Source organism: Lysinibacillus antri (assembly GCF_003977595.1).
Lineage (GTDB): Bacteria > Bacillota > Bacilli > Bacillales_A > Planococcaceae > Ureibacillus > Ureibacillus antri.
Window position 1 is genome coordinate 93,210 of the sequence record NZ_RYYR01000003.1, and the last position, 24,208, is coordinate 117,417.

Here is a 24,208-nt window from a genome sequence, read left to right on the forward strand (position 1 = left end):
CAACTAGACACTGTTCAAACTTCAAAAATTCATAGTTTAATCAATCCGCTCTCCATTTAACACGCCCGACTCTTCAAGCATTTCTCGTAAGTAGCGATAGTCTTCATGTTGCCAAAAAGCATCATCATAGATTAGCTTTTCCGCATCTTGTCTAGCTACTTCTAACGTGCGATAGTCATGTACTAAATCTGCCATTTTGAAATCAGGTAATCCACTTTGTTTTTTTCCGAAGAAGTCACCTGGACCTCTTAACTCTAAATCTTTTTCGGCTAATCGGAATCCGTCATTCGTTTCAGTCATGGAGATCATTCGTTCTTTGCCTTCATCACTCTTTGGGTCTGCTAGCAATATACAATAGGATTGATGCTCACCACGTCCAACACGACCGCGCAACTGATGTAATTGAGCCAGTCCAAATCGATCGGCATCATAAATGGCCATAAACGATGCATTCGGAACGTTTACTCCGACTTCAACAACCGTTGTCGAGACTAAAACATCGATTTTCCCTTCTGTAAATGCCCGCATCACGCTTTCTTTTTCATCCGGGTGTAATCGACCATGCATTAACCCTACCTTATAACGCCCGTGAAAAATTGTGGCCAATTGTTCAAATACTTCTACTGCATTTTGAACATCCAGTTTTTCCGATTCTTCAATAAGTGGGCAAATGACATAGGCTTGTCTCCCTTTCTTTAATTCTAAATCCATTTTAGATAGCACTGAATTTAGCTGTTCTTTTTTTAGCCAATGGGTTTCGATTTCTTTTCGACCTGCTGGTAATTCATCAATAATGGAAACATCCATTTCACCAAATGCAGTGATGGCAAGTGTACGTGGAATCGGTGTTGCAGTCATGAACAACACATCTGGATTCATGCCTTTATCTCGTAAAATCCGTCTTTGTTCCACACCAAAGCGATGTTGCTCATCCGTAATAACAAATCCTAAGTTGGAGAAGATGACATCCGGCTGAATTAACGCATGGGTCCCAATAAGAATATCAATTTCCCCATTATGTAATTGTTCTAATAATTGCTTGCGTTCTTTCGTTTTGGTTGAACCTGATAGTAAAGCAACACGGATCCCAATAGGTGTAAACCAATCCATTAAAACTTGGGCATGTTGTTCGGCTAATATTTCAGTTGGAGCCATTAAAGCACCTTGGAAACCCGCTGAAACTGCTGCATATAAACCAATTGCAGCAACAATGGTTTTACCTGAACCAACATCCCCCTGTAACAAACGATTCATTCGATGAGGTTCTTTTAAGTCCTTACATATTTCATTGACAACTCGTTTTTGTGCATTCGTTAATTGAAAAGGAATTGTTGCAATAAAGTCGCGAAGCTTTTGTAGATCATATTGTATAATTGTCCCTTTATCCTGATCCTTCCGCATTTTTCTTAATGCTTGAATGCGCAATTGAAAATGAAGAAGTTCTTCATAAACAAAACGTCTTCTTGCCTGTTTTGCATGGTTTGCATCTTTTGGAAAATGAACTCCTTCAAGGGCATCGACAATCGGTAAAAGTTTGTATTGCTCAAGAAGATATTGCGGGAGCGTCTCAATAAAATCTTCTCCCACAATATTAAGCGCTTGTCGCATATATTTTCTAAATTTATTTTGGTGAATCGAACCTTTTAAACTATAAACAGGTTCAAAGTCCGTATTATCCGTTTTTGGTCCAAATTTAATGGACGTGCCATTAATTACTTGCCTTCCACGATCCCATTTCCCTGATACCGTTACAATCATTTCAGGAACCAATTTTGTGCGTAAATAATTTTGGTTAAAAAAGACGACTTTTACTAAGTGTCGCCCCGCTAACACAGTGAATTGGATTCTTGATTTATTTTTCCCAAGGTACAATACGGACGGAACAGATTCTACTCTTGCTTCAATCGTCACTTTTTCGTTGTGTGGTGTTTCTGCTAAGTCCTTTAATCGCTGGTCTTCATGTCGATAAGGAAAAGTCCATATTAAATCTTGGACCGTATAAATACCCATTTCCGTCAAATGTTCGGCTGTTTCTTTTCCAATTCCTTTTAAAGAAGTTACAGAGTCTGCAAGTACATTAGTCAACTTTTAATGCACTTCCAAAGATCTTCTCGGCAATGGCTCTACCAGTCGGTGTTGCAGCTAAACCACCTCGAGCCGTTTCTTTTAAGTTTGGATTCATCGACTGCCCAATTCTAAACATCGCACCAATAACTTCATCACAAGGAATTCGACTTGTAATACCTGCTAATGCCATATCTGCAGCAACGAGAGCGTTCGCGGCACCCATTGCATTTCGTTTAACACATGGTACTTCCACTAAACCAGCGACAGGGTCACACACTAAACCGAGCATGTTTTTTAACGTAATAGCAAATCCTTCTGCACACTGAGCAGGTGTTCCACCAGCCATTTCAACAATTGCAGCAGCAGCCATTCCTGCAGCAGAACCAACTTCTGCTTGGCACCCGCCCGCTGCACCTGAAATCGATGCATTATTAGCCACAACAAAACCAAATGCCCCTGATGTAAATAGATAGCGTACCATTTGTTCACGCGTTGGATTCAGCTTATTTTTCACCGCAAATAAAGTGCCAGGCACAACACCCGCTGACCCTGCTGTTGGTGTCGCACAAATCGTTCCCATTGCAGCGTTTACTTCATTTGTCGCAACCGCTTTACTCACTGCATCTAATAATAAATTGCCAGACAAGCTATTGCCTTTTGCCATATAATTTTGCAATAACACCGCATCGCCACCAGTTAGTCCTGAGACCGATTGAACACCCTTTAACCCTCGTTCAACAGCTTGCTCCATGATTTCAAGGTTTTTATCCATTTGTTCAAATATTTCTTCACGTGTGCGGCCACTAATTTTAATTTCCTGTTCGATCATGATTTCAGAAATGAGCTTATTTTCCTTTTCTGCAAGTTCAACTAACTCTCGAACATTATGAAATAATACGTCCATCGTGCTCACTCCTAATTATTTATTTTCGAAACTTTTGTTATATTTGGTATTAGTGAAATTTGTTGCAATACACGATCTTCAACATTTTGATCAATTTCAATAACCATTAAGGCCGTTAAACCTCGTTCAATTCGGGAAACTTCCATATGACCAATATTTATGCTGTGCATAGCTAAACAATTGGCTACATTGGCAATACATCCTGCCCGATCATCATGAACAACAAGTAACGCCGGCATTCCACCAGTTAAACGCAATTTGAAACCGTTTACTTCACTTATTTCGATTTTACCTCCACCAATGGAAATTCCCTCCACTGACATTTCTCCGGCTTCATCACCCATTACAATTCGCGCAGTATTTGGATGTTCTTTATTAGCCGTTTCAGGGATGATTTCAAACGCTAACTCCGCTTTCTTCGCATGATCAAATGCCGTTTTAATGCGTTCATCAAACGTATCAAAATCTAATAACCCACCGATAATCGCTACATCGGTGCCGTGCCCTTTATATGTTTCCGCAAAGGAACCATATAGGTGGATTTTCACCCATTTTGGCGAACGTCCAAACAAATCTCTCGCAACTCGACCGATCCGAGCTGCCCCAGCAGTATGAGAAGAGGACGGTCCAATCATAACCGGTCCGATAATGTCAAAAACAGATGTAAATTTCAACCCAGTTCCCCCTTTAATAAATAATATAAACCTATATAAAATACTATATTTTAAGACAAGTGTATCATGAATTTTCTTCGTCATACAAAATATATATATTCAAAAAATAAAGACAGCTCAAGGACCAAAATAATCCAAGAACTGCCTGTCATTAACTATTCAACTGATAAAATGAATGGATATAAGGATTGTTTGCCATCCACAATTTCAACTTCCGCATCTGGGTAGTTTTCTTCGATAAACTCCGCTAGCGTATTCGCTTCATCTACAGTAGCATCTTCTCCGTACAGAATTGTGATAATTTCTGAATCTTCATCCACTAATTCTGTTAACACTTTTTGTACTGCATCCATTTTATTTGGCGTGGATAGGATAATTTTCCCTTCAGCTAGTGCCATGTAGTCATCTTTTCGGATTTCAACTCCGTCAATCGATGTATCACGAACCGCATATGTTACTTGCCCCGTTTTAACATGGGCATATGCATCCATCATATTTTCCTTATTCTCTTCCACAGAAGTCTCTGGGTTAAAGGCCAAAATAGCCGCCATACCTTGTGGGATTGTTTTGGTAGGCACAACTGCTGCTTCAATCTCTAATAATTCAACAGCCTGTTCTGCAGCCATTACAATATTTTTATTGTTCGGTAAGATTAGAACACGTTCTGCGCCAACTTCTTTTACCGCCTTCACAATATCTTCCGTTGAAGGGTTCATCGTTTGACCGCCTTCAATGACATATGAAGCGCCAATACTACGTAGAAGATTTGAAATTCCTTCACCCATTGCAATCGTTACAACTGCATAAGGATGTTTTTCAACACTCTTTGTCGCTTTACTCTCTGTTTTTGGCTGATCATTCACTATAGCAGAATGTTGTTCACGCATATTATCTACTTTTATTTTAATTAAACTACCATATTTTTGACCCGCTGCCAGTACTGCACCTGGTGTTTCTGAGTGAATATGTACTTTTGCAATTTCGTCATCAGAAACAACTAATAAAGAGTCGCCCATTACATTTAACTCTTCACGGAATTTCCCTTCATCAAAAGGTTCTTTATCTGCTTCTAGACGAACCATAATTTCAGTACAATACCCAAATTCAATTTCTTCTGTACTCATAAAATCTTGTGCACGGTGATGTTCAGCATTGATTAAGTCATCTAAAGAAGCATCATTTTTTGCTGGAAGAGCTTCACCTTTTAAAGCCGCAAGAAACCCTTCATAGATAAATAGTAAACCTTGACCACCACTATCTACTACACCAACTTCTTTTAAAACTGGTAGTAGATCAGGCGTACGATTTAATGATTGTTGTCCTTCTTCTACAACCGCTTCCATAATTTTTATAATATCTTGTTCTGCTTCAGCAACTTGTACAGCCTTTGCTGCTGCTTCACGTGCAACTGTTAAGATTGTTCCCTCAACCGGTTTCATTACTGCTTTATAAGCCGTATCTACCCCAGCTTGGAAGGCACTTGCAAATTGTTGTGCATCGACTTCATGCTCTTTTTCAATAGACTTACCAAAACCACGAAATAATTGAGATAAAATAACCCCCGAATTTCCGCGCGCTCCCATTAGTAATCCTTTTGATAAGCTTTGTGCTGTTTTACCGATATGTTGATCCTTATTGCTTTCGGTTTCCTTTGCACCTGATGTCATGGATAAGTTCATATTCGTTCCAGTATCACCGTCTGGTACTGGGAATACGTTTAATGAATCTACAAAATTTGCGTTTTGGGATAAATGGTGCGCACCCATTTGGACCATTTCTGCAAACTTGATTCCGTCTAATGACTTCATCTGTCTTAAATCCTCCTCTTACACATTCATAACACGAACGCCTTGAACAAATATGTTAACTGATTTTACGCTCATACCTAATGTTTTATTTATCGTATATTTTACTTTTGATTGTACTTGATAAGCTACTTCAGAAATTTTTGTACCATAGCTAACGATGATATACATATCAATGTGAAGGTCTTGTCCAGTTTGTCGGATCAGTACACCCTTGGCAAAGTTTTCTTTTCGTAAAATATCTGTCAAACCATCTCGAATTTGATGTTTCGATGCCATGCCGACTATTCCGTAACATTCGATTGCTGCACCACCAGCAATTTGTGCAATGACATCATTTGATATATCAATTTGGCCGAAATCATTTTTAATTTCTACTGACATAACTATTGCCTCCTTGGCTCTTTTTCACTAACTATTATTGTACTACATAAAAAACGATTATAAAAGAAAACGTTGGTATTCGTCTACTTATTGTGCAATTATTAGTAGTCATTTTGCAAGTATGTACTACTATAATGGATGGAGTTTTTCTTCTTCGTTCTCTTTATTATTCCCTTATTTCTAAAACAATTTCCATATGTGTAAAGTAAATTTTCTTGAAAGGTTTTGTGAAATATCTTGCATAGAATGAAGAGCTATGTTAAATTATTAAAGTATGTGAAATAACGAACTGAAAAACAAGCTTTCAGATTCATCTGTAAGGAGGGAATATACATGCCTAAACAATGTGTTATTACAGGCCGTAAAGCTCGTGCAGGCAACACTCGTTCACACGCTATGAACGCTAACAAACGTACTTGGGGTGCAAACTTACAAAAAGTTCGTATCTTAGTTAACGGTAAACCAAAACGTGTATGGGTTTCTGCTCGTGCTCTAAAATCAGGTAAAGTAGAACGCGTATAATTCGTGTTTCTCTTTATTAAAAAACATCGATGTTTACAGCTATGTAAAAATCGATGTTTTTTTATACATAAAAAGAAGAGGAGGCGGTCTCAAAATGCTGAGACGCCTCCTTTAACAGTGAAGTATAACGGCTTACGCACCCAATTTAACTTAAAGGCGTTATGAATGAACGAATAAAAATTATAATTATTCCTTACGATTCTTTTTCTTGCCGCCGCCTGTAAATAAATTGATGCAACTACGTGTAAGACTACTAACAAACTTTGGTAATTGAAATGTATAAACTCGCAAACTCGAGCCCTCCTTTTTAGTCACTGCTTCTTATCATTAAACATATGCCTGAGGAAAAAGAGATATACCCAAGCTTCGAAATCAATTCGTTGCTAGTAAATCTAGATGTACCTATTTCAATTGTTTCTTCAGTAGTCTCGTATTTTACTCCACGTAATGTTACATTCTCTACTGCTTTATCATATGCAAAGAATGAAATATATCGAAACTTTTCATCTCGTAATATACTATGTTTGCCAGCCAATAGTATGCGAATTTCATTATGCGCGTTAATAATTTTTATTGGAATTTGAGGGTTGACTATTTGCAATCTATAAATTGAACGTACAGCTGCTTCAAAATGATCTAAACGCCCACCTGTCACGCCCGTTAAAAAGATCTCAGTTGGTTGGTATGTGAGCGCCCTTAATAAAGCTAAGTCTGTATCCGTTTCATCTTTTTCTGCGTTTGCTTTTTTAATATTTTTGACTGTATTCGTTACAAAGGCCCATTCTTCCTCTGACAACGAATCAAAATCACCTATAATTTCAGTTGGTACAATACCTTCTTTTAATAAGTAGAGCGCACCACGATCCGCACCAATAAAAATCACATCATCTATAGTTTTAAATTGGCTAAATGAACATAGTTCGTTTTGTGGGCCACCTGAACAAATTACAGCGATTGTCATTATTGGATTGCAGCCAAACCTGCAGCCTTAATTTGTTGTAGAGCATTTGCTCGATTTTCTTGATTATAGATTGCTGAACCTGCTACAAACATTGTGGCACCTGCTTTAGCACATACTCCAATTGTTTGAGCTGTAATGCCACCATCAATTTCAATTTCTACATTTAAGTTACGTTCTTTTATAATTTTAGACAATGCAGCAATTTTAGGAACAACTGATTCAATAAACTTTTGACCACCGAAGCCTGGGTTTACCGTCATAAATAATACAAAGTCTACATCCTCTAAAATATGTTGGATAGATTCAATCGGTGTGTGCGGATTTAAAACAACACCTGGTTTTACGCCAAATGAACGAATTAATTGAATTGTTCGGTGCAAATGTCTGCATGCTTCTACATGGACTGAAATTAAATCTGCACCTGCTTTTGCAAACTGTTCGATATAGGCATCCGGATTTTCAATCATTAAATGAACATCCAAAGGTAAATCTGTTATAGGGCGCAATGCTTCCACAACAATTGGGCCCATTGTAATATTTGGAACAAAATGGCCATCCATTACATCTATATGAATAAGCTCAGCCCCTGCTGCTTCTACTTCTTTTACTTCTTCCCCTAATTTAGCAAAATTTGCTGATAGGATTGATGGTGCAATTTTTATCATAATTAGTACCTCGGCTTTCGATCTAGTATTTCTTGTAAAAACTGTTGATAATGTTCATAACGATATGATTGGATTTCCCCAGTTTCGAGTGCGGACTTTACTGCGCATTTCGGTTCTTTCATGTGAAGACAGCCTCGAAATTTACAATCTTCACTTATTCGCGCAAATTCAGGAAAACAGCTTGTTAATTCTTCTTTTTCAATTGTATCGAAATCAAAAGAACTAAAACCAGGCGTATCTGCCAATAATCCTCCACACACTTCGATTAATTCTACATGTCGTGTCGTATGCTTTCCTCGCCCAAGACTTTGAGAAATTACTCCAGTTTGCAAATTTAAATTTGGTAATAAAGTATTCAATAACGTTGATTTGCCAACACCTGATTGCCCCGCCAATACGGAAGTTTTTCCTTCTAAAATTGGCTTTAGTCGATCTAAAAGCGTTTGATCATCTTTATAGGTTTCGATAATTTCATAACCAATTTCTTTGTATTGCGTAACATAATTTTGCAATTGTTGTTGTGTCGCTTCTGTTAATAAATCCATTTTAGTTAAACAGATAATCGGCTTCACTTGAAATGATTCTAGGACAACTAAAAATCGATCTAATAAAATTGTATTAAAGTCAGGTTCTTTTACAGAAAAGACTAAAAGTGCTTGATCAATATTCGCGATTGGTGGACGAATTAGTTCATTTTTTCTCGGATGGATTTTCATAATATATCCATCCGATTCACCTTCCTTCGTATAATCGACAATATCTCCTACAAGAGGGGATTCCCCGCGATTGCGAAAAACACCTCTTCCTCGACATTGTATTAGCTCACCATCTTGAAAAACATAATAGTACCCACTTAACGCTTTACGAATTTGGCCTTGCGCCATCCTTTCACCCCTAACTTGCATCTTCATATGTGATTGTTTCTTCTACAATATTGATGGAGTCTCGCTCAATTCGATAAATCGCTTTCGACCCTTCTTCTATTTCTAATGGAATTCGATAGCTATGGTCTTCCATTATTGAAAATTCGTCAAAAGCTTCTCCCATCGTTTTGTTCTTATCTTGAATAAAAATACGAATTCGTTGTTCTTCCCCAATGATCACAGGCTCATATGGAATCGTAATTTCTTTATAATAGACCTTTACACTTTTCGCAGCTGGCCCCTTTGAAATCACAACTTGTATCGTTGCACCCGCTTCGACTTGTGCATTCGCTTTTGGAGTTTGTGAGATCACTTCTCCTGCTGGAACATTTTCAGAATGTTCCTGGCTCTTCACCTTAACCCTTAGCCCTGAGCTACGTTCATATTCCTTCAATGCCGCATCGTTATATCCTGCTAAATTCGATACTGTTACATAACTTTTGCCTTTGCTAATCGTAAATGTAACCGTTGTATCTTTCGGGTCTATTTCTTCGCCTGCATCCGGACTTTGTTCTAAAATTGTTCCAACTGATTCATTGGAATTCACTTCTTTAAAATCAACGTCTTTAAAACCAGCATTTTCTAGAATAGAGGAAACTTGTGAAATTTGTTGACCTACATAGTCTTTCATTTCAATTTTTTCATTCCCGATACTAATAATTAAATCAATTTCGGTTCCTTTTTCACGGTTTAAACCTGCTTTTGGGTTCGTTTCCATTACGAGACCTTCTTCAATGTCTTCGGAGTTTTTCTCTCTTTCTTCTCCAATGACAAAACCAGCTTCTTCTAATAGTTCTTTTGCTTCTTCAATCTCCATATTTGCAACATCCGGTATTTCTATTTTCGAAGGTTTTAGTAGATTCATTAATAAAATCCCAGCGAGAATGATAATCGCAATAAAAGCGATAACAATACTGACTACTTTACCCTTTTTCTTTTTGAGAGGTTTTTTTGTCGTCGTTTTTTTCTCTTCTAATGCAGGATGCTCTTTTTCCTGTGGTAACACTTTCGTATTCCCTATTTCCGTGACCGGCATACGATCTTTAATGATTGGGATCGCTTTTGTTTCATCATCATCAATAGGTGGTGAAAACTTTGGCTCATGTAAACGATTTGGCGAGAGTACGGTTGACAAATCTTCTTCCATTTCTTCAACGGACGAATAACGATGAGATGGGTTTTTAGCTGTTGCTTTCAACACAACATTTTCTAGACTTTGTGGTATCGTGCCATCAAAAGAACGAACGGATGGTGTTTCTGTCTGCAAATGCTTTAATGCGATCGATACAGCAGACTCCCCAGAGAAAGGAAGCTCTCCCGTTAACAGCTCATATAGCACAATTCCCAGTGCATAAATATCCGATTTTTTTGTGGCAGTACCACCTCTTGCTTGCTCGGGTGATATGTAATGTACTGTACCTATTACTGAATTTGTTTTTGTATAGCTAGTAGCACTTAATGATGTCGCAATACCGAAGTCTGTTACTTTAATATTTCCGTCATGATCTACTAAAATATTTTGTGGTTTGATATCACGATGGATTATTTGATTCTCATGAGCATGAGCAATTGCCGACGTTAGTTGTTTCATAATTTGAACACTACGGGCTGGAGACAAAGGCAATGACTCATTAATGTACTGCTTTAATGTTTTTCCTTTAATGTACTCCATGACAATATAATGCATATCTCCATCTTCACCAACATCATAAATGCTCACAATATTAGGATGTAGAAGACTCGTTGCAGATAATGCTTCACGTTGGAAACGACGATGAAATTCTTCTTCATTTAAAGCATCATAGCGTAATATTTTTACGGCTACTTCACGGTTTAAGATCATGTCATGCGCTAAATAGACGTTCGACATTCCTCCGCCACCAATTAGCTGTAAAATTTTATAACGGTCATTTATTCTTTTACCTATCAGCATCGTTACACCTCCCCATCATTTAGAGATAGTAAAATAACGGAAATATTATCTTCTCCACCTGAATCATTTGCTAATTGGATAAGCTTCTTTCCTTTTTCATTAATGGACATTGGCAATGCTAAAATCGCTGCCATTTCATCCGTTGTAATTTTATTGCTCAAACCATCTGAACAAATTAATAGATAAGATGATTGTTCTAAGGTGAAGTTATAAAAATCTGGGTCGATTGTTGACTCAGTTCCTAGTGACTTTACGATAAAGTTTTTTTGTGGATGGTTTTCTGCTTCCTCTTCACTTATTTCACCATGATCTAATAAAACATTGACATACGAATGATCCCTTGTAATAAGTGCTACGTGCTCAGAAGTAAAATAATAAACTCGACTATCGCCAATATGTGCCACGACACAATCCTGTTCATCAATCAGTACAGCAATTAAAGTGGTCCCCATCCCATTACAGCCTTCATGTGATAAGGAATGTTGATAAATTTTATTATTTATAGTTGAAATAACATCATCTAACCACGCTTTTTTCGCATCAGGTGTTTCTAGTTGAGCTTGATCTACCTGTAAAAAATGAGATTTCATTTCTTCAATGGCCATTTCACTGGCAACGTCCCCTGCATTATGACCGCCCATACCATCTGCTAATATGGCGAGTTTAAAGTGATCAGGATGCTCAAAAAAAGCAACCCGATCCTCATTCACTTTTCGTTTACGTCCTATATCACTTTCGACTGTATACTTCACAGTAGTCACCTCGTCTCTTGAGCTCTCTCTTTCGCTCGTAATTGACCGCAAGCTGCGTCAATGTCCGATCCGTGTTCTCGACGAATTGTTACATTAATTCCATTCTTTTTTAACGTCTTTTCAAAGGCAAAAATTTGATTTCTTGGTGTTCTTACGTAATCTCTTTCTGGTACATAGTTAACAGGAATTAAGTTGACATGACATTTAATTCCTTTTATTAATTTCGATAATTCTTCTGCTTGTTCAACTGAATCATTTTCGCCACCAAATAATCCATACTCAAAACTTACGCGACGCCCAGTTTTATTTGTATAGTATCGGATCGCTTCCATTAAGTCTTCAATTTTATATGCTCGGGCAATTGGCATTAGTTTTTGACGTAATTCCTGGTTAGGTGCATGTAATGACAAGGCAAAATTAATTTGCAATTGTTCATCCGCAAATTGATAGATTTTTGGAATAATGCCCGATGTCGAAACCGTAATGTGACGTGCTCCGATATTTAACCCTTTATCATCATTAATGACTTTTAAGAAGTTCATCATCGCATCATAGTTATCAAATGGTTCGCCAATCCCCATAATCACAACATGGGAAACACGCTCATCTACTTCATCTAAAGCTTGCTGTACTTTTACGACTTGTTCGACGATTTCTCCAGCTAATAAATGGCGTTTTAACCCACCTAATGTGGAAGCACAAAATGTACAACCAATACGACAACCTACTTGCGTTGTGACACAAACAGAATTTCCATATTCATGGCGCATTAACACCGTTTCAATCGAATAGCCATCTTGTAATTGGAACAAAAATTTAATCGTTCCGTCTTTCGATTCTTGTTTAATAATTGTAGAGAGCGTTGTTAGAGCAAAATTCGCTTCTAATTTTTCACGTAATGCTTTCGAAAGATTCGACATTTCTTCAAAGGTTTTGACACGTTTATCATATAACCATTCGTAAATTTGACCTGCTCTAAATGGTTTTTCTCCGTTTTCACTTAACCAATCTTTTAACTGATCTAAACGCAATGAATAAATCGATTCTTTCAGTTGCTGCTTTTCTTTCTTCTCACGACGACGAGGCGTTTGTTCTGCCTCTTCTACTAAATCTTGTATACGTTCATTAAATTTATTTTCATCCATTTGAGTTTAGGATTCTCCTTTAGTTTATCTAAGTAGTTTTTTGCGAAATGCTGCCACAAAAAATCCATCGCTGCCAAAGTCTTGTGGAAAAACTTGAAGCATTCCACCTTGTCCTTTGTTTAATAAAGCTGTCGGTAAATTTTCAATATCCGCTAATTCCATCTCAGGGTGAGACGCTAAAAAGGCTTTGACTGTTCCTTCATTTTCCTCGCGATCGATTGTACAAGTACTATAAACGAGACGTCCACCTGGCTTAAGTACTTGAACGGCATTATCTAATAGCTCGAGTTGAATTTTATGAAGGCTTTCGAAGTCTTCTTCACGTTTTGTATATTTAATATCTGGTTTACGACGCATCACGCCAAGTCCTGAGCAAGGTGCATCGACTAATATTGCATCAAAGGATTCCGCAGGCAAAACTTGTGCTGCTTTTCTTCCATCGACTGGCGCGGTTTCGATAATATTTAAACCTAGTCTTGCACTATTTTCATCAATTAAATCCAATTTATGTGGATGAATATCTGTGGCTAAAATAGATCCCTCATTGCCCATCTTTTCGGCTATATGAGTTGTTTTGCCACCAGGTGCTGCACACATATCTAATATACGCCAGCCTTTTTGTGGATGCAGCACATTAGCAGGCATCATAGAGCTCTCATCTTGAATTGTTATATAGCCATCTTTGAACGCTTGTGTTCTAGAAGCTTGCCCATTAATTAAATGGATACATTCTGGCATCACATTACTTTGTTTTGCCTCAATATGTTCCTTTTCTAATAATGCAAGCACTTCATTAACAGTTGCTTTTGTTGTATTGACACGAACCGTTTGAATTGGTGGCATATTATTTTCATGCAACATTTCTGTCGTTTTTTCAACACCATAAGCTTCAATAAAACGCTGAACTAACCATTCTGGATGACTTGTTTTAATAGCTAAACGTTTAATCGGGTCAGTAATCTCATCAATTGAAGGAATTCCTTGTCGCAGTATCGAACGTAGAATGCCGTTAACCGTTGATGCGATGCCTTTATGACCTCTTCGTTTTGCGATTTCCACTGCTTCATTCACCGCAGCATGGTCTGGTACGCGATTTAAATAAACAATTTGGTATACAGAAAGTCGCAGAAGCCATCTAACCCAAAGATCGATTTTCCCACGAATAAAAGGTTCTAAATAGAAATCGAGTGTATATTTATGTTGCAATGTACCATAAGTAATTTCAGTTAATAACGCGCGATCCTTTGCTTCAATCTTATACTTATTAATCGTTTGATTTAATAACAAATTACTGTACGCCTGGTTTTTATCAACTGCTAATAGAATGGTTAGTGCTGCATCGCGAACATTTCCATCCCAAATGATTGCTTTCTTTTTTGTCATTCAAATTGGTCCCCTATCGATAGTTTCGAACCTGTTCCTCGTAAATATTCTTCAGCAGTCATACGTTTTTTTCCAGCAGGCTGTAGATCTAAAATTTCAATTGTTCCATTTCCTGTTGAAACTTCAAAACTAGTTTTATTAATGTTTACGACTTGACCAGGTTCTCCATTAGAAGAAGTATTCCCCATTTTTGCAGACCATATTTTCACGTTTTCACCTTGTAATGTTGTATACGCTACTGGCCAAGGTGATAAGCCGCGCACTTGATTAAATACAGCTCGAGCATCTTTTTCCCAATGAATCCGTTCTTGGTCCCTTGAAATATTATGCGCAAAAGTTACTTGTTCCTCGTCTTGTATAATGCGCTCATTTGTACCAGCGATAATAGCAGGAAGGGTTTCTTTTAATAAATCTCTTCCTATTGTACTTAATTTATCAAAAAGAATGCCCGTATTATCTGATTCTTCTATGGCAATTTCTCGTTGTGAAATAATATCACCAGCATCTAATTTTTCCGCCATGTACATAATCGTTACACCTGTTGTTTTTTCACCATCTAAAATTGCTTGGTGGATTGGTGCGCCACCTCGATACTTTGGTAGTAGTGAGGCATGCACATTAATGCAGCCTAAAGGTGGGGCGTCAAGTAAAACTTTCGGTAAGATTTGTCCATAAGCTGCTGTAATAATTATATCTGGAGCTAATGCAATGATTTCTTCTAGTTCTTGGGATCCACGCAATCTCTCAGGCTGAATAACCGGTAATCCTAAACGTAACGCCTCTGCTTTCACCGGAGGAGGCGTTAGTACTCTCTTACGACCAACTGGACGATCTGGCTGTGTCACAACCGCTAACACTTCGTAACCTTCTTCATGAATCATTCGTAAAATAGGAACGCTAAAATCGGGTGTACCCATAAAAACAACTTTCGTCAAGATTACTCCTCCTCACCATACATTTGGGCTAACTCTTCTTCCGTTACAATTCGAATCAACTTTGAATCAAATAATACGCCTTCTAAATGATCGATTTCATGGAGAATTGCACGAGCATCAAATCCACCCGCTTCTAATTCATAAACACGCCCTTCGCGATCACATGCTTCGATTTTTACATATGTAGGTCTTTCTACTTCACCAAAAAGATTTGGGAAGCTAAGGCAACCTTCTATATCCACCTCAGCTCCATCCGTCTCAAGTACAATCGGATTAATCATTTCTAATATTGCACGTTCCTCACCAATTTCAACAATTGCTACACGTAATGGAACATTAATTTGAGGAGCTGCAATCCCAACGCCGTCATGCTCGATCATTGTGTCATATAAATCATCTAGAAGTGTAATAATTTCTTCATTAATTTCTGTTACTTCAGTACATTTTTCTGTAAGTACTTTTGCAGGGTGCTTAATTACTTCTTTAATTGCCATCTAGTTTACCTCTTTCTACACTTCTATATCATCGTTGGTTCTAAATCAACGGTTAAAAGTATTCCTTTTTTAATCCAATCCGAACGATACAGTTTTATAAGCTGCATTAGCGTTGGAATCAAATCTGGTTCTATTTTGTATTTTATCAAACATTGGTAGCGATATCTATTTTGGAGACGGCTAATGCCTGAAGCGGTTGGTCCAATAATCGAGACATTAAAGGACAGCTTTGCACGTAACCATTCTACTGCTTTATGGGCATACTCTGCTGCTTGCATCACATCTGTATGAGATATTTGAATAAGAGCTAAGTAATAGTACGGAGGATATCCGGCCTGATGACGCATTAACATTTCTCTTTCATAGAAGGGTTCATAATGTTGCGCCTTCGATAATTCAATGGCATAATGCTCCGGTGTATAAGTTTGAATCACGACCTCACCCGGCTTTTCATGGCGACCCGCCCGACCACTTACTTGAGTAAGCAATTGAAAGGTTTTTTCTGCTGCGCGGAAATCAGGTAAATGTAAGGATGTATCTGCACTCAAAACACCTACTAATGTAATATTTGGATAATCCAATCCTTTTGCAATCATTTGTGTCCCCAGTAATATATCTGCTTCCCCGTTACCGAAAGACGTCAAAATCTGTTCGTGAGACCCTTTTGTTTTTGTCGTATCTACATCCATTCGAAGTACGCGAGCCTCGGGGAAAAGTTTTGCCAATTCTTCTTCTACTTTTTGCGTGCCTGTTCCGAAAAAACGAATATGCTCACTTTGGCATTGTGGACATGTTTGTGGTACTCGCTCTTCATAACCACAATAATGACATTTACATTTTTCCGTTGAGCGGTGGTATGTGAGGGAAATATCACAGTTTTGACATTGTAAAACCGTCCCACAATCACGACATAACACAAAAGAAGAATAGCCTCGTCGATTTAAGAACAGGACAATTTGCTCATTCTTCTCCAGACGAGTTTCAATGGATTGCACTAATTGTTGCGAAAACATCGAACGGTTGCCTTTTTTCAACTCATCTCGCATATCTACTATTTGAACTGTAGGTAAAGACTGCTTTAAGGCTCTTTTTTGTAAAGTTAACAGCGAATAGACATTCTTTTTCGCACGAGCAAAAGATTCTAACGAAGGGGTCGCGCTTCCTAATACAATTGGACAATTGTGATAGTTCCCACGCCAAATGGCCACATCTCGCGCATGATATCTAGGAGTATCTTCTTGTTTGTAGGTGGATTCGTGTTCTTCATCCAAAATAATAATCCCCACATTTTCAAAGGGTGCAAAGATGGCTGATCTAGCTCCGACAACAACCTTCACTTTCCCTTGGTGTACTTTGCGCCACTCATCATACTTCTCCCCAACAGATAATCCACTATGCATCACGGCTACAAGTTCACCGAATCGAGAGCGGAATCGTTCCGTCATTTGCGGTGTCAGGGAAATCTCAGGCACAAGGACGATTGCTTCTTTCCCTTTCTTTAAACATTGTGCAATAGCTTGCAAATACACTTCCGTTTTTCCACTTCCTGTAATTCCATGTAATAAGAAGGTTTCGGATTGTTGTTGTTCAATCGAATTGCTTATTTTATGAAGTGCGATCGCTTGTTCTTCCGTTAAATTTAAAAAGGATGTTTTTTCGACTTCTTTCGAAAACGGATCGCGAAATATTTCTTCTTGAATAAATTTTGCGGCACCTTGATCAATTAAAGCCTGTAATACTTGTTGGGACGTATTTGTTTCCGAATAAAGTGTTTCCGGATCCATAATTTCCCCCGGATGCTCTTTCATCCACTCAATCAGTTGTTTTTGTTTTTTCGCTCGATTGGAAAGTTCATTTGCTATTTTATTTATTTTTTCTAAATCGTCCGTCACTTGAACTTTTCGAACTTCCTTCACTTTCCCTTTTTGTTTTACGACATATTCGATGATGACTAATTTTTCATTTAATGCCAGTTTTAATTCATGCAACAGACCGCTCTTTTCAAACTCTTTATAATTTATTTTATTAGAGCGGATAAAAAAAGGTTGTAGTGGTTGCGGCAACTGTTCAATCGAATTTTGTAAAGTAATTATTTTTTCATATTTTGCTCGTAAAGCGGAAGGTAACATCACTTGAAGGGCATCGATTTCATAACAGATCGTTTCATTTTTGAGCCATTTGGCAAGTTCAAGCATTTCTGGTGTTAATACAGGTTCAATATCAAGCAATTGACTGATAGGTTTAATTTTATCCGCAGGTACCTCTGTATGATTTTTTAAATTGACAACAAACCCAAGTACGTTACGTGGGCCAAATGGAACTTTAACTCGACTACCATTTTCTATTAATGGGACCATCGGAAGAGGCACTGCATAGTCAAAGGGCCGGTCTACAGGATAAGCAGCTACATCGACAATGATTTCCGCCACTAAGCCTATCATTTCGTTGTTGCTTCCCCTTTAAAATAATGCACAATAATATCCGTAATTTTTTCCGGTTCCTCTAAACGACCCTTCCCTACATAGCCACATGCTAAAAAACCTTCTGATGGTTCAATAAAAGAGCATCCATCTTCGTGAAGGCGGGCAATATTTCTTTTCACTGCAGGATGATCATACATATGAACATTCATTGCTGGTGCGAGCCAAACGGGACATGTAGCAGCAAGAAGTGTCGTCGTAACCATATCGTCTGCAATACCATTTGCCAGTTTTCCGATGACGTTTGCTGTAGCAGGTGCAACGAGAATCAAATCAGCCCAGTCTGCTAAATCAATATGAGCAATTTTTTGCGATTCTTTTTCATCAAACGTGTCATAGTAGACATCATTTTTTGACATCACTTGAAAACTTAATGGATTAACAAACTGACGAGCAGATTCAGTCATGATGACTTTCACATTAAAATTTGCTTGTGTTAACTTACTTACAAGAGCCACTGCTTTATAAACAGCTATTCCGCCAGAAACGCATAATAAAATATTTTTTTTCACGATGAATTCATCCTTTCAAATGATAAGCTCCCAAAGAAAAAAATTCTTCGGGAGCTACTAAGAAGCCAAGCATTTAAGCTGACACTATTGAAAAATAATCTGTTAGAACATTATACTTCGTCTTCGTATACAGTCGATTCGTCTTGTTTTTCTTTCTTTAATACACCAGCAGCTACTTCTTCTAATGCTTTTCCTACAGATTTATATGATACATAAACTTGTAATTTTTCGTCACCTTGTTCTTGCATTTGGCGAGCACGCTTAGATGCAAGACTCACTAACGAATATTTTGAATCAATTTTATTTTTTAAAGCGTCAATAGATGGGTATAACATGTTTTATTCTCCTCTCAACATAGACAAATATTGTTTTTCAACACGTTCACGTCGGCAATGTTCCGCGACAATGATTGCATTAATTTTATCACAAGCATTTTGGATTTCATCATTTTCTACAACGTAATCATATAAACTCATCATTTCAAGTTCTTCGCGAGCCGTTGCAATTCGTTTTGTAATAATTTCTTCTGTTTCAGTTCCTCTTCCAACTAATCGACTTTGTAGTTCAGAAATACTTGGAGGGGCTAAAAATATAAACAGAGCTTCAGGTGCTTTTTCACGAATTTGTGCTGCACCTTGTACTTCAATTTCTAAGAAGACATCTCGACCTGCATCAAGTGTTTCATTTACATATGCTAGTGGCGTACCATAATAATTGCCAACAAATTCAGCATGTTCTAATAGCCCGCCTTCTTCTATTAATGCTTCAAATTCTTCTCGTGATTTGAAAAAATAATCGACCCCATCCACTTCACCCGCGCGTGGTGCACGTGTTGTCATTGAAATCGAATATTCATAGTTCGTGCCGGCCTTTGAAAAGAGTTCTTTTCGTACTGTTCCTTTACCGACACCAGATGGGCCTGATAGAACAATTAATAAACCTCGTTCTTTTCTCATTGTTCTCAACTTCTCCCTTACTCACTACTTATAACAGTATTATTCAGCTAATTATAGTAGCGTAAACAAATTATTCAATATTTTGTACTTGCTCTCGCATTTTTTCTAAAATCGTTTTCGATTGAACAACAGCAATCGATACTTCTGTAGATTGGTTTTTGGAACCAATTGTATTAATTTCACGGTGCATTTCCTGCATTAAGAAATCTAATTTTCTACCTACTGATACCGATTCTTCTAGGGTTCCTTCGAGCTGCTTAAAATGACTAACCAAGCGATCGAGTTCTTCTGAAATATCCACTCTTTCTGCAAAAATAGCTACTTCGGCAAGGATTCGATCATCCAATACGTCTACTGTAGCAATGTCCGTTATTCTTTCAATCAATTTTTCTCTATACTTTTTAACTGCTTCGGTTGATTGTTGTCGAATAAGCTCCACTTGTTCATGTAATTGCTCTTTATATAGTAGTAAAGCATTTTTTAATTGGATTCCTTCTTGCTTACGCATATCTAACAATTGTTCAGCAGCTTGTCTAATCGCCTGAGCTATCCCGATTTGAAGTTCTTCTAACGGTAATGGTTCTTTTTCATAGGATAATGCGTTCTCTAATGAAAAAATTTCATTCATTGTCCATTTTTCTTCTAACGGTACTACTTCACGAAGTTGTTCTTTCACTTTCTTATAAGCCTCAATTAACGGCCAATTTATTTGGAAAGTAGTTGCTTCATTTCCACCCGATTTCAAATTGACAACTACATCTAATTTCCCACGTTGTACATATTCAGCTACTATTTTTTTGGCTAAACTTTCAACTTCTAACCATTCTTTTGGAAATTTAGTGTATATTTCTAGAAAACGATGATTAACCGAACGAATTTCTACAGTTAATTGATAGTTTTCCGTATTTGTGACACCCCTGCCAAAACCAGTCATACTACGTACCAAGGTTCGTCACACCTTTCTTTGCAATATTACCAATTATAACATAAAGTTTAATAATATTAATGAAACAAGTAAAGAAAAAGTGTATGTTAGAGGCAACCACCCTAAACTGATGTATAATAAAGAAAGCGCAAGTACACGCAAAGAAGTTACTGATTAGATAGAAAAGAGGTACCACAATGGCTTTTGATGGATTATTTACCTTTGCTATGGCAAAAGAATTAAATAAGCTTGTAACCGGTCGTATTACAAAAATTCACCAACCAAATTCACTTGAAGTAATTTTACATATCCGTGCGAATGGCGAAAATTATAAATTACTTTTTTCCATCCACCCATCTTATGCACGTGTTCATTTAACAGAACATACCATTGATAATCCAGCAGAACCACCAATGTTTTGTATGTTATTACGAAAACATATTGAAGGCGGATTTATTCATGCGATTCAAACCGATGCTTTTGAACGTGTGATATCATTTGGAATCGAAAGTAAAAATGAGATTGGTGATACGGTATTTCGAAAACTTACCATTGAAATAATGGGAAGACATAGTAATTTAATTTTATTAGATAGTCAGACCGATAAAATCATTGATAGTTTAAAACATCTTCCACCATCGATCAATAGCTATCGTACAGTTTTACCAGGCCAGACGTATATAACACCACCACCACAAGACAAAATAAATCCAACTCAAATTGGAGACGATGAAATACAGCACTTTTTTGCAAATAAACAAACAGAAAAAGAAATTGTGGAAACGTTCAAAGGGTTTTCACCAATTCATGCTACAGAACTACTTCATCGGATAAATAACGCAGATGATGTTGCCCAAGTGTTTCACCAGTTTGTCGATGAAATCATTACAAGTGCACATCCGACTTATTTAGAAGTCGAACGAAAAACGTACTTCTCACCTGCTACGATTACGCATATAACAGGGCAGCAAATGACTTTTGACAGCTTAAGCTCTTTACTGGATCGTGTTTTTTACGCGCGGGCGGAACGGGATCGTGTAAAACAACAAGCCGGTGATTTAGAACGATGGCTACAAACTGAACTAAATAAATTAAAGTTAAAATTAAAAAAACTTCAAAAAGATTTAGATAATGCATCAAAACTTGATAAGTATCAATTATACGGTGAGTTATTAATGGCAAATCTTTATCAATTTGAAAAAGAAATGAAGGAAGTTACAGTTACCAATTACTATAGCGATCAAGGCGAACAAATAACCATTCCGATTAGCGAAAGAAAAACTCCTGTTGAAAACGCACAAAGCTACTATACAAAATACAATAAAGCGAAAAACGCCCTTATTATGGTGAATGAACAAATCGAAAAAACAAATAGTGATGTACAATATTTCGAAATGTTATTGGCGCAAGTAGAGCAAGCATCCCCAGCCGACATTGAGGAAATCCGAGAAGAACTAGCAGAACAAGGTTATCTTCGTTTACGCAGTAGCAAAAAGAAGAAAAAACCTACTAAACCGTCTCCAGAGCAATATGTTTCTTCATCTGGTATTCAAATATCTGTTGGAAAAAATAATAAACAAAATGATTATTTAACATTTAAATTAGCCAAAAGATCTGAAATTTGGTTACATACAAAAGATATCCCGGGTTCTCATGTTGTCATTCATTCAAGCGAGCCGGATGAAACAACTTTATTAGAAGCAGCCACATTAAGCGCCTACTTTAGTAAAGCACGAGATTCATCTTCTGTTCCGGTTGACTATACCGAAATTCGTCAAGTGAAAAAACCAAGCGGCGCTAAACCAGGCTTTGTCATTTACTTTGAACAAAAGACGCTTTATGTGACACCAGAAGAAGATATCGTCTTAAAACTAAAAAAATAGACTTTATTAAAAACGTCCGAAATTAGGGCGTTTTTTGCTTTTTTCTATAAAAATTCTCACTTACTCGCTAATAATTAAAATACCTTGAAAAATGACAAATTTCTTTCAATTCACTTTCCGATTATTGACCACCTAAAGTGATAGGAATAAAGTAATGATATTATTAGAACAAAATAGTAAATTTTTTTAGTACACTAGGAGGGAATTTATGTCAATTGGCAAAAAAATAGGCATAGGCTTTTTTACGATTATTATTGTATTAGTTATTTCACTTGGTATTATCCTCGTGCAAATAAATAACGTTAATAAACAGGTAAAACAAGCTATGGATGAACAAGTCGTACAAGTAAGATTAGCAGATGATATTAAATTTAGCATGGCCATGCAAGGTCTATATATTCGTGGAGTGATGATTGATGATACTCCTGAAACAAGAGAAAACTTGTCTAAATACCAAAAATTCCTAGATGATAAAATTTTAGAACTAACTTCTATAGCTACGGAAGGTGAATTAAAGGGCTATGCAGATGAAATCAACGTCTTTAATAATAATTTTAATTCTGCAGTGGAAGAAATGTGGTCCTACTTAAATGCAGGAAACAAAGAAAAAGCCCTTGAAATTGTTTTGGAAAAAGCAAAAGTAGCAAACATTGGTATTTTAGAATTTTCAGAGAAGATAGCAAACTATCAAGTTGAGAAATTGGATCAAGTTGCAGATAACGCAAAAGATTCCGTTTCACTCACAAGAACGATTACTTTTGCTGCAATCATTATAGGTATATTAATTGGACTCTTCATCATTGCATATGTTCGACGTACCATAACAAAACCTTTAGTTGATGTTGTGGATGCGGCAAATATTATTGCAGACGGAGATTTAACACAAGAACCACTTCGTATTAAATCGCAGGATGAAATTGGCCAACTTTCAACTGCCTTTAATAAAATGAAGGGCAACTTACAAACGCTACTAAAAAATGTCCAAGAAAGTACAGAACATTTAACAATTGCAGCAGAAGAACTTTCCGCTAGTACAGAAGAAATGACTGCTACATCTGAAGATATGGCAAGTCGTGTGAGCGAAACGGCGGAAATCGCTCAAACTTCAGCTGCTTCAGCAAATGAAAGTGCACGCGCTATGGACGAAACAGCAACAGGTGTACAAAAAATTGCAGAATCAACACAAGTGCTAAATCAAAATGCATTAGACACAGCCGAAACAGCAAAACAAGGTAGCAGTACAGTAGATCGGGCAAAAAACCAAATGCATCATATTAAAGACTCCACAACACTCGTAAATGACCTAGTACAAAAATTAAGCAAGCAATCAGAAGAAATCGGGCATATTACACAAGTCATAACAAATATTACAGATCAAACAAATTTATTAGCACTAAATGCGGCCATTGAAGCAGCAAGAGCTGGTGAACACGGTAAAGGTTTTGCAGTGGTAGCTGATGAAGTTCGTAAACTTGCAGAAGAGTCTAAAGTATCCGCAACTAAGATTGTAGAATTAACAAATGTTATAAAAGCAGATACGGAAAACGTAGAAAAAGCAGTGAGTAATTCACTCCATTCTGTCAGTGAAGGAGTGGAGATCATCAATTTATCAGGAGAAGCCTTTAGCTCGATTCAACGTGCAATACACATTATGAATGAACAAATTGAGGACATTTCTGCCGCTTCCCAGCAAATTTCAGCAAGTGCAGAAGAAGTATCAGCCTCTGTACAAGAAATATCAAATAGCGCAGTCCTAGCATCTGATCATACACAAACCATTGCAGCTGCAGTTGAGGAACAAACCGCAACGATGGTAGGCGTAAATAATGTAGCCGTTGAATTGGCAGATAAATCGGTTGGTTTACAACAATTGATTAAACAGTTTAAAGTGTAATATAAAACCAA

22 protein-coding genes and 1 pseudogene are annotated in these 24,208 nt (G+C 37.3%); 3 read left to right on the top strand and 20 right to left on the bottom strand.

Going from position 1 to position 24,208, the window contains the following annotated elements; genetic code table 11:
• Nucleotides 1-36: 36 nt before the first annotated feature.
• The 5 genes from recG to EK386_RS03245 all read right to left on the bottom strand — a co-directional run bounded on the left by recG (nt 37) and on the right by EK386_RS03245 (nt 5,834).
• Nucleotides 37-2,085, bottom strand: coding sequence for an ATP-dependent DNA helicase RecG (gene recG, locus EK386_RS03225; RefSeq protein WP_126657588.1), 2,049 nt, complete (start codon nt 2,083-2,085; stop codon nt 37-39).
• Nucleotides 2,078-2,971 carry an L-serine ammonia-lyase, iron-sulfur-dependent, subunit alpha gene (sdaAA, locus tag EK386_RS03230; protein WP_126657589.1) on the bottom strand — a complete coding sequence of 298 codons (894 nt, stop codon included), beginning with the start codon at nt 2,969-2,971 and terminating at the stop codon, nt 2,078-2,080. Before sdaAA ends, recG begins: the two co-directional genes overlap by 8 nt.
• A gap of 11 nt (nt 2,972-2,982) precedes the next feature.
• On the bottom strand, nt 2,983-3,645 hold the full coding sequence (gene sdaAB / locus EK386_RS03235) for an L-serine ammonia-lyase, iron-sulfur-dependent subunit beta (protein ID WP_126657590.1): 663 nt from the start codon (nt 3,643-3,645) through the stop codon (nt 2,983-2,985).
• Nucleotides 3,646-3,800: 155 nt separating this feature from the next.
• Complete coding sequence (locus EK386_RS03240) at nt 3,801-5,453, bottom strand: DAK2 domain-containing protein (protein ID WP_126657591.1); 1,653 nt, start codon at nt 5,451-5,453, stop codon at nt 3,801-3,803.
• Nucleotides 5,454-5,471: 18 nt separating this feature from the next.
• Nucleotides 5,472-5,834, bottom strand: coding sequence for an Asp23/Gls24 family envelope stress response protein (locus tag EK386_RS03245; protein ID WP_126657592.1), 363 nt, complete (start codon nt 5,832-5,834; stop codon nt 5,472-5,474).
• 333 nt (nt 5,835-6,167) lie between these two features.
• Between EK386_RS03245 and rpmB the strand changes: the two genes are divergently transcribed.
• Nucleotides 6,168-6,356: a 50S ribosomal protein L28 gene (gene rpmB / locus EK386_RS03250; protein ID WP_126657593.1), complete on the top strand. Its 189-nt coding sequence runs from the start codon at nt 6,168-6,170 to the stop codon at nt 6,354-6,356.
• Nucleotides 6,357-6,542: 186 nt separating this feature from the next.
• On the opposite strand, the gene spoVM is transcribed toward rpmB, so the two are convergent.
• From spoVM to EK386_RS03325, 15 genes and pseudogenes are all read right to left on the bottom strand, one after another.
• The gene (gene spoVM, locus EK386_RS03255) at nt 6,543-6,647 is read right to left on the bottom strand and encodes a stage V sporulation protein SpoVM (RefSeq protein WP_126657594.1); all 105 of its coding nucleotides are present in this window, start codon (nt 6,645-6,647) and stop codon (nt 6,543-6,545) included.
• Nucleotides 6,648-6,663: 16 nt separating this feature from the next.
• Complete coding sequence (locus tag EK386_RS03260; RefSeq protein WP_126657595.1) at nt 6,664-7,317, bottom strand: thiamine diphosphokinase; 654 nt, start codon at nt 7,315-7,317, stop codon at nt 6,664-6,666.
• Nucleotides 7,317-7,982, bottom strand: coding sequence for a ribulose-phosphate 3-epimerase (gene rpe / locus EK386_RS03265; protein WP_126657596.1), 666 nt, complete (start codon nt 7,980-7,982; stop codon nt 7,317-7,319). The genes EK386_RS03260 and rpe overlap by 1 nt, the downstream gene beginning before the upstream one ends.
• A 2-nt stretch (nt 7,983-7,984) precedes the next feature.
• Nucleotides 7,985-8,866 (bottom strand): ribosome small subunit-dependent GTPase A, encoded by an 882-nt coding sequence (rsgA, locus tag EK386_RS03270; RefSeq protein WP_126657597.1) that lies wholly within the window; start codon nt 8,864-8,866, stop codon nt 7,985-7,987.
• 10 nt (nt 8,867-8,876) lie between these two features.
• Complete coding sequence (pknB, locus tag EK386_RS03275) at nt 8,877-10,838, bottom strand: Stk1 family PASTA domain-containing Ser/Thr kinase (protein ID WP_126657598.1); 1,962 nt, start codon at nt 10,836-10,838, stop codon at nt 8,877-8,879.
• A 2-nt stretch (nt 10,839-10,840) separates the two neighbouring features.
• Nucleotides 10,841-11,590, bottom strand: a complete 750-nt coding sequence (locus tag EK386_RS03280) for a Stp1/IreP family PP2C-type Ser/Thr phosphatase (protein ID WP_126657599.1) — start codon at nt 11,588-11,590, stop codon at nt 10,841-10,843.
• Between the two features lie 5 nt (nt 11,591-11,595).
• Entirely contained in the window at nt 11,596-12,735 is a 1,140-nt protein-coding gene (rlmN, locus tag EK386_RS03285; protein ID WP_126657600.1) for a dual-specificity RNA methyltransferase RlmN, read from the bottom strand.
• A gap of 24 nt (nt 12,736-12,759) precedes the next feature.
• A complete protein-coding gene (gene rsmB / locus EK386_RS03290; RefSeq protein ID WP_126657601.1) occupies nt 12,760-14,118 on the bottom strand; it encodes a 16S rRNA (cytosine(967)-C(5))-methyltransferase RsmB in 1,359 nt (452 codons plus the stop codon).
• On the bottom strand, nt 14,115-15,053 hold the full coding sequence (gene fmt / locus EK386_RS03295; RefSeq protein ID WP_126657602.1) for a methionyl-tRNA formyltransferase: 939 nt from the start codon (nt 15,051-15,053) through the stop codon (nt 14,115-14,117). Before fmt ends, rsmB begins: the two co-directional genes overlap by 4 nt.
• Before the next feature lie 2 nt (nt 15,054-15,055).
• A complete protein-coding gene (gene def, locus EK386_RS03300; protein ID WP_126657603.1) occupies nt 15,056-15,547 on the bottom strand; it encodes a peptide deformylase in 492 nt (163 codons plus the stop codon).
• A gap of 23 nt (nt 15,548-15,570) precedes the next feature.
• Nucleotides 15,571-17,988 carry a primosomal protein N' gene (gene priA, locus EK386_RS03305; protein WP_126657604.1) on the bottom strand — a complete coding sequence of 806 codons (2,418 nt, stop codon included), beginning with the start codon at nt 17,986-17,988 and terminating at the stop codon, nt 15,571-15,573.
• Nucleotides 17,989-18,008: 20 nt separating this feature from the next.
• Nucleotides 18,009-18,539 (bottom strand): annotated as a pseudogene (gene coaBC / locus EK386_RS03310) (bifunctional phosphopantothenoylcysteine decarboxylase/phosphopantothenate--cysteine ligase CoaBC); the annotation flags it as partial.
• A 110-nt stretch (nt 18,540-18,649) separates the two neighbouring features.
• Nucleotides 18,650-18,874 (bottom strand): DNA-directed RNA polymerase subunit omega, encoded by a 225-nt coding sequence (gene rpoZ, locus EK386_RS03315; RefSeq protein ID WP_126657606.1) that lies wholly within the window; start codon nt 18,872-18,874, stop codon nt 18,650-18,652.
• A 3-nt stretch (nt 18,875-18,877) separates the two neighbouring features.
• Nucleotides 18,878-19,495: a guanylate kinase gene (gmk, locus tag EK386_RS03320; RefSeq protein ID WP_126657607.1), complete on the bottom strand. Its 618-nt coding sequence runs from the start codon at nt 19,493-19,495 to the stop codon at nt 18,878-18,880.
• A 70-nt stretch (nt 19,496-19,565) separates the two neighbouring features.
• Nucleotides 19,566-20,441 carry a YicC/YloC family endoribonuclease gene (locus EK386_RS03325; protein ID WP_126657608.1) on the bottom strand — a complete coding sequence of 292 codons (876 nt, stop codon included), beginning with the start codon at nt 20,439-20,441 and terminating at the stop codon, nt 19,566-19,568.
• 176 nt (nt 20,442-20,617) lie between these two features.
• On the opposite strand from EK386_RS03325, the gene EK386_RS03330 reads away from it, so the two are divergent.
• Together EK386_RS03330 and EK386_RS03335 are read left to right on the top strand one after the other, a co-directional pair.
• On the top strand, nt 20,618-22,303 hold the full coding sequence (locus EK386_RS03330) for an Rqc2 family fibronectin-binding protein (protein WP_126657609.1): 1,686 nt from the start codon (nt 20,618-20,620) through the stop codon (nt 22,301-22,303).
• Between the two features lie 208 nt (nt 22,304-22,511).
• Nucleotides 22,512-24,197, top strand: a complete 1,686-nt coding sequence (locus EK386_RS03335; protein ID WP_126657610.1) for a methyl-accepting chemotaxis protein — start codon at nt 22,512-22,514, stop codon at nt 24,195-24,197.
• Nucleotides 24,198-24,208: the final 11 nt, after the last annotated feature.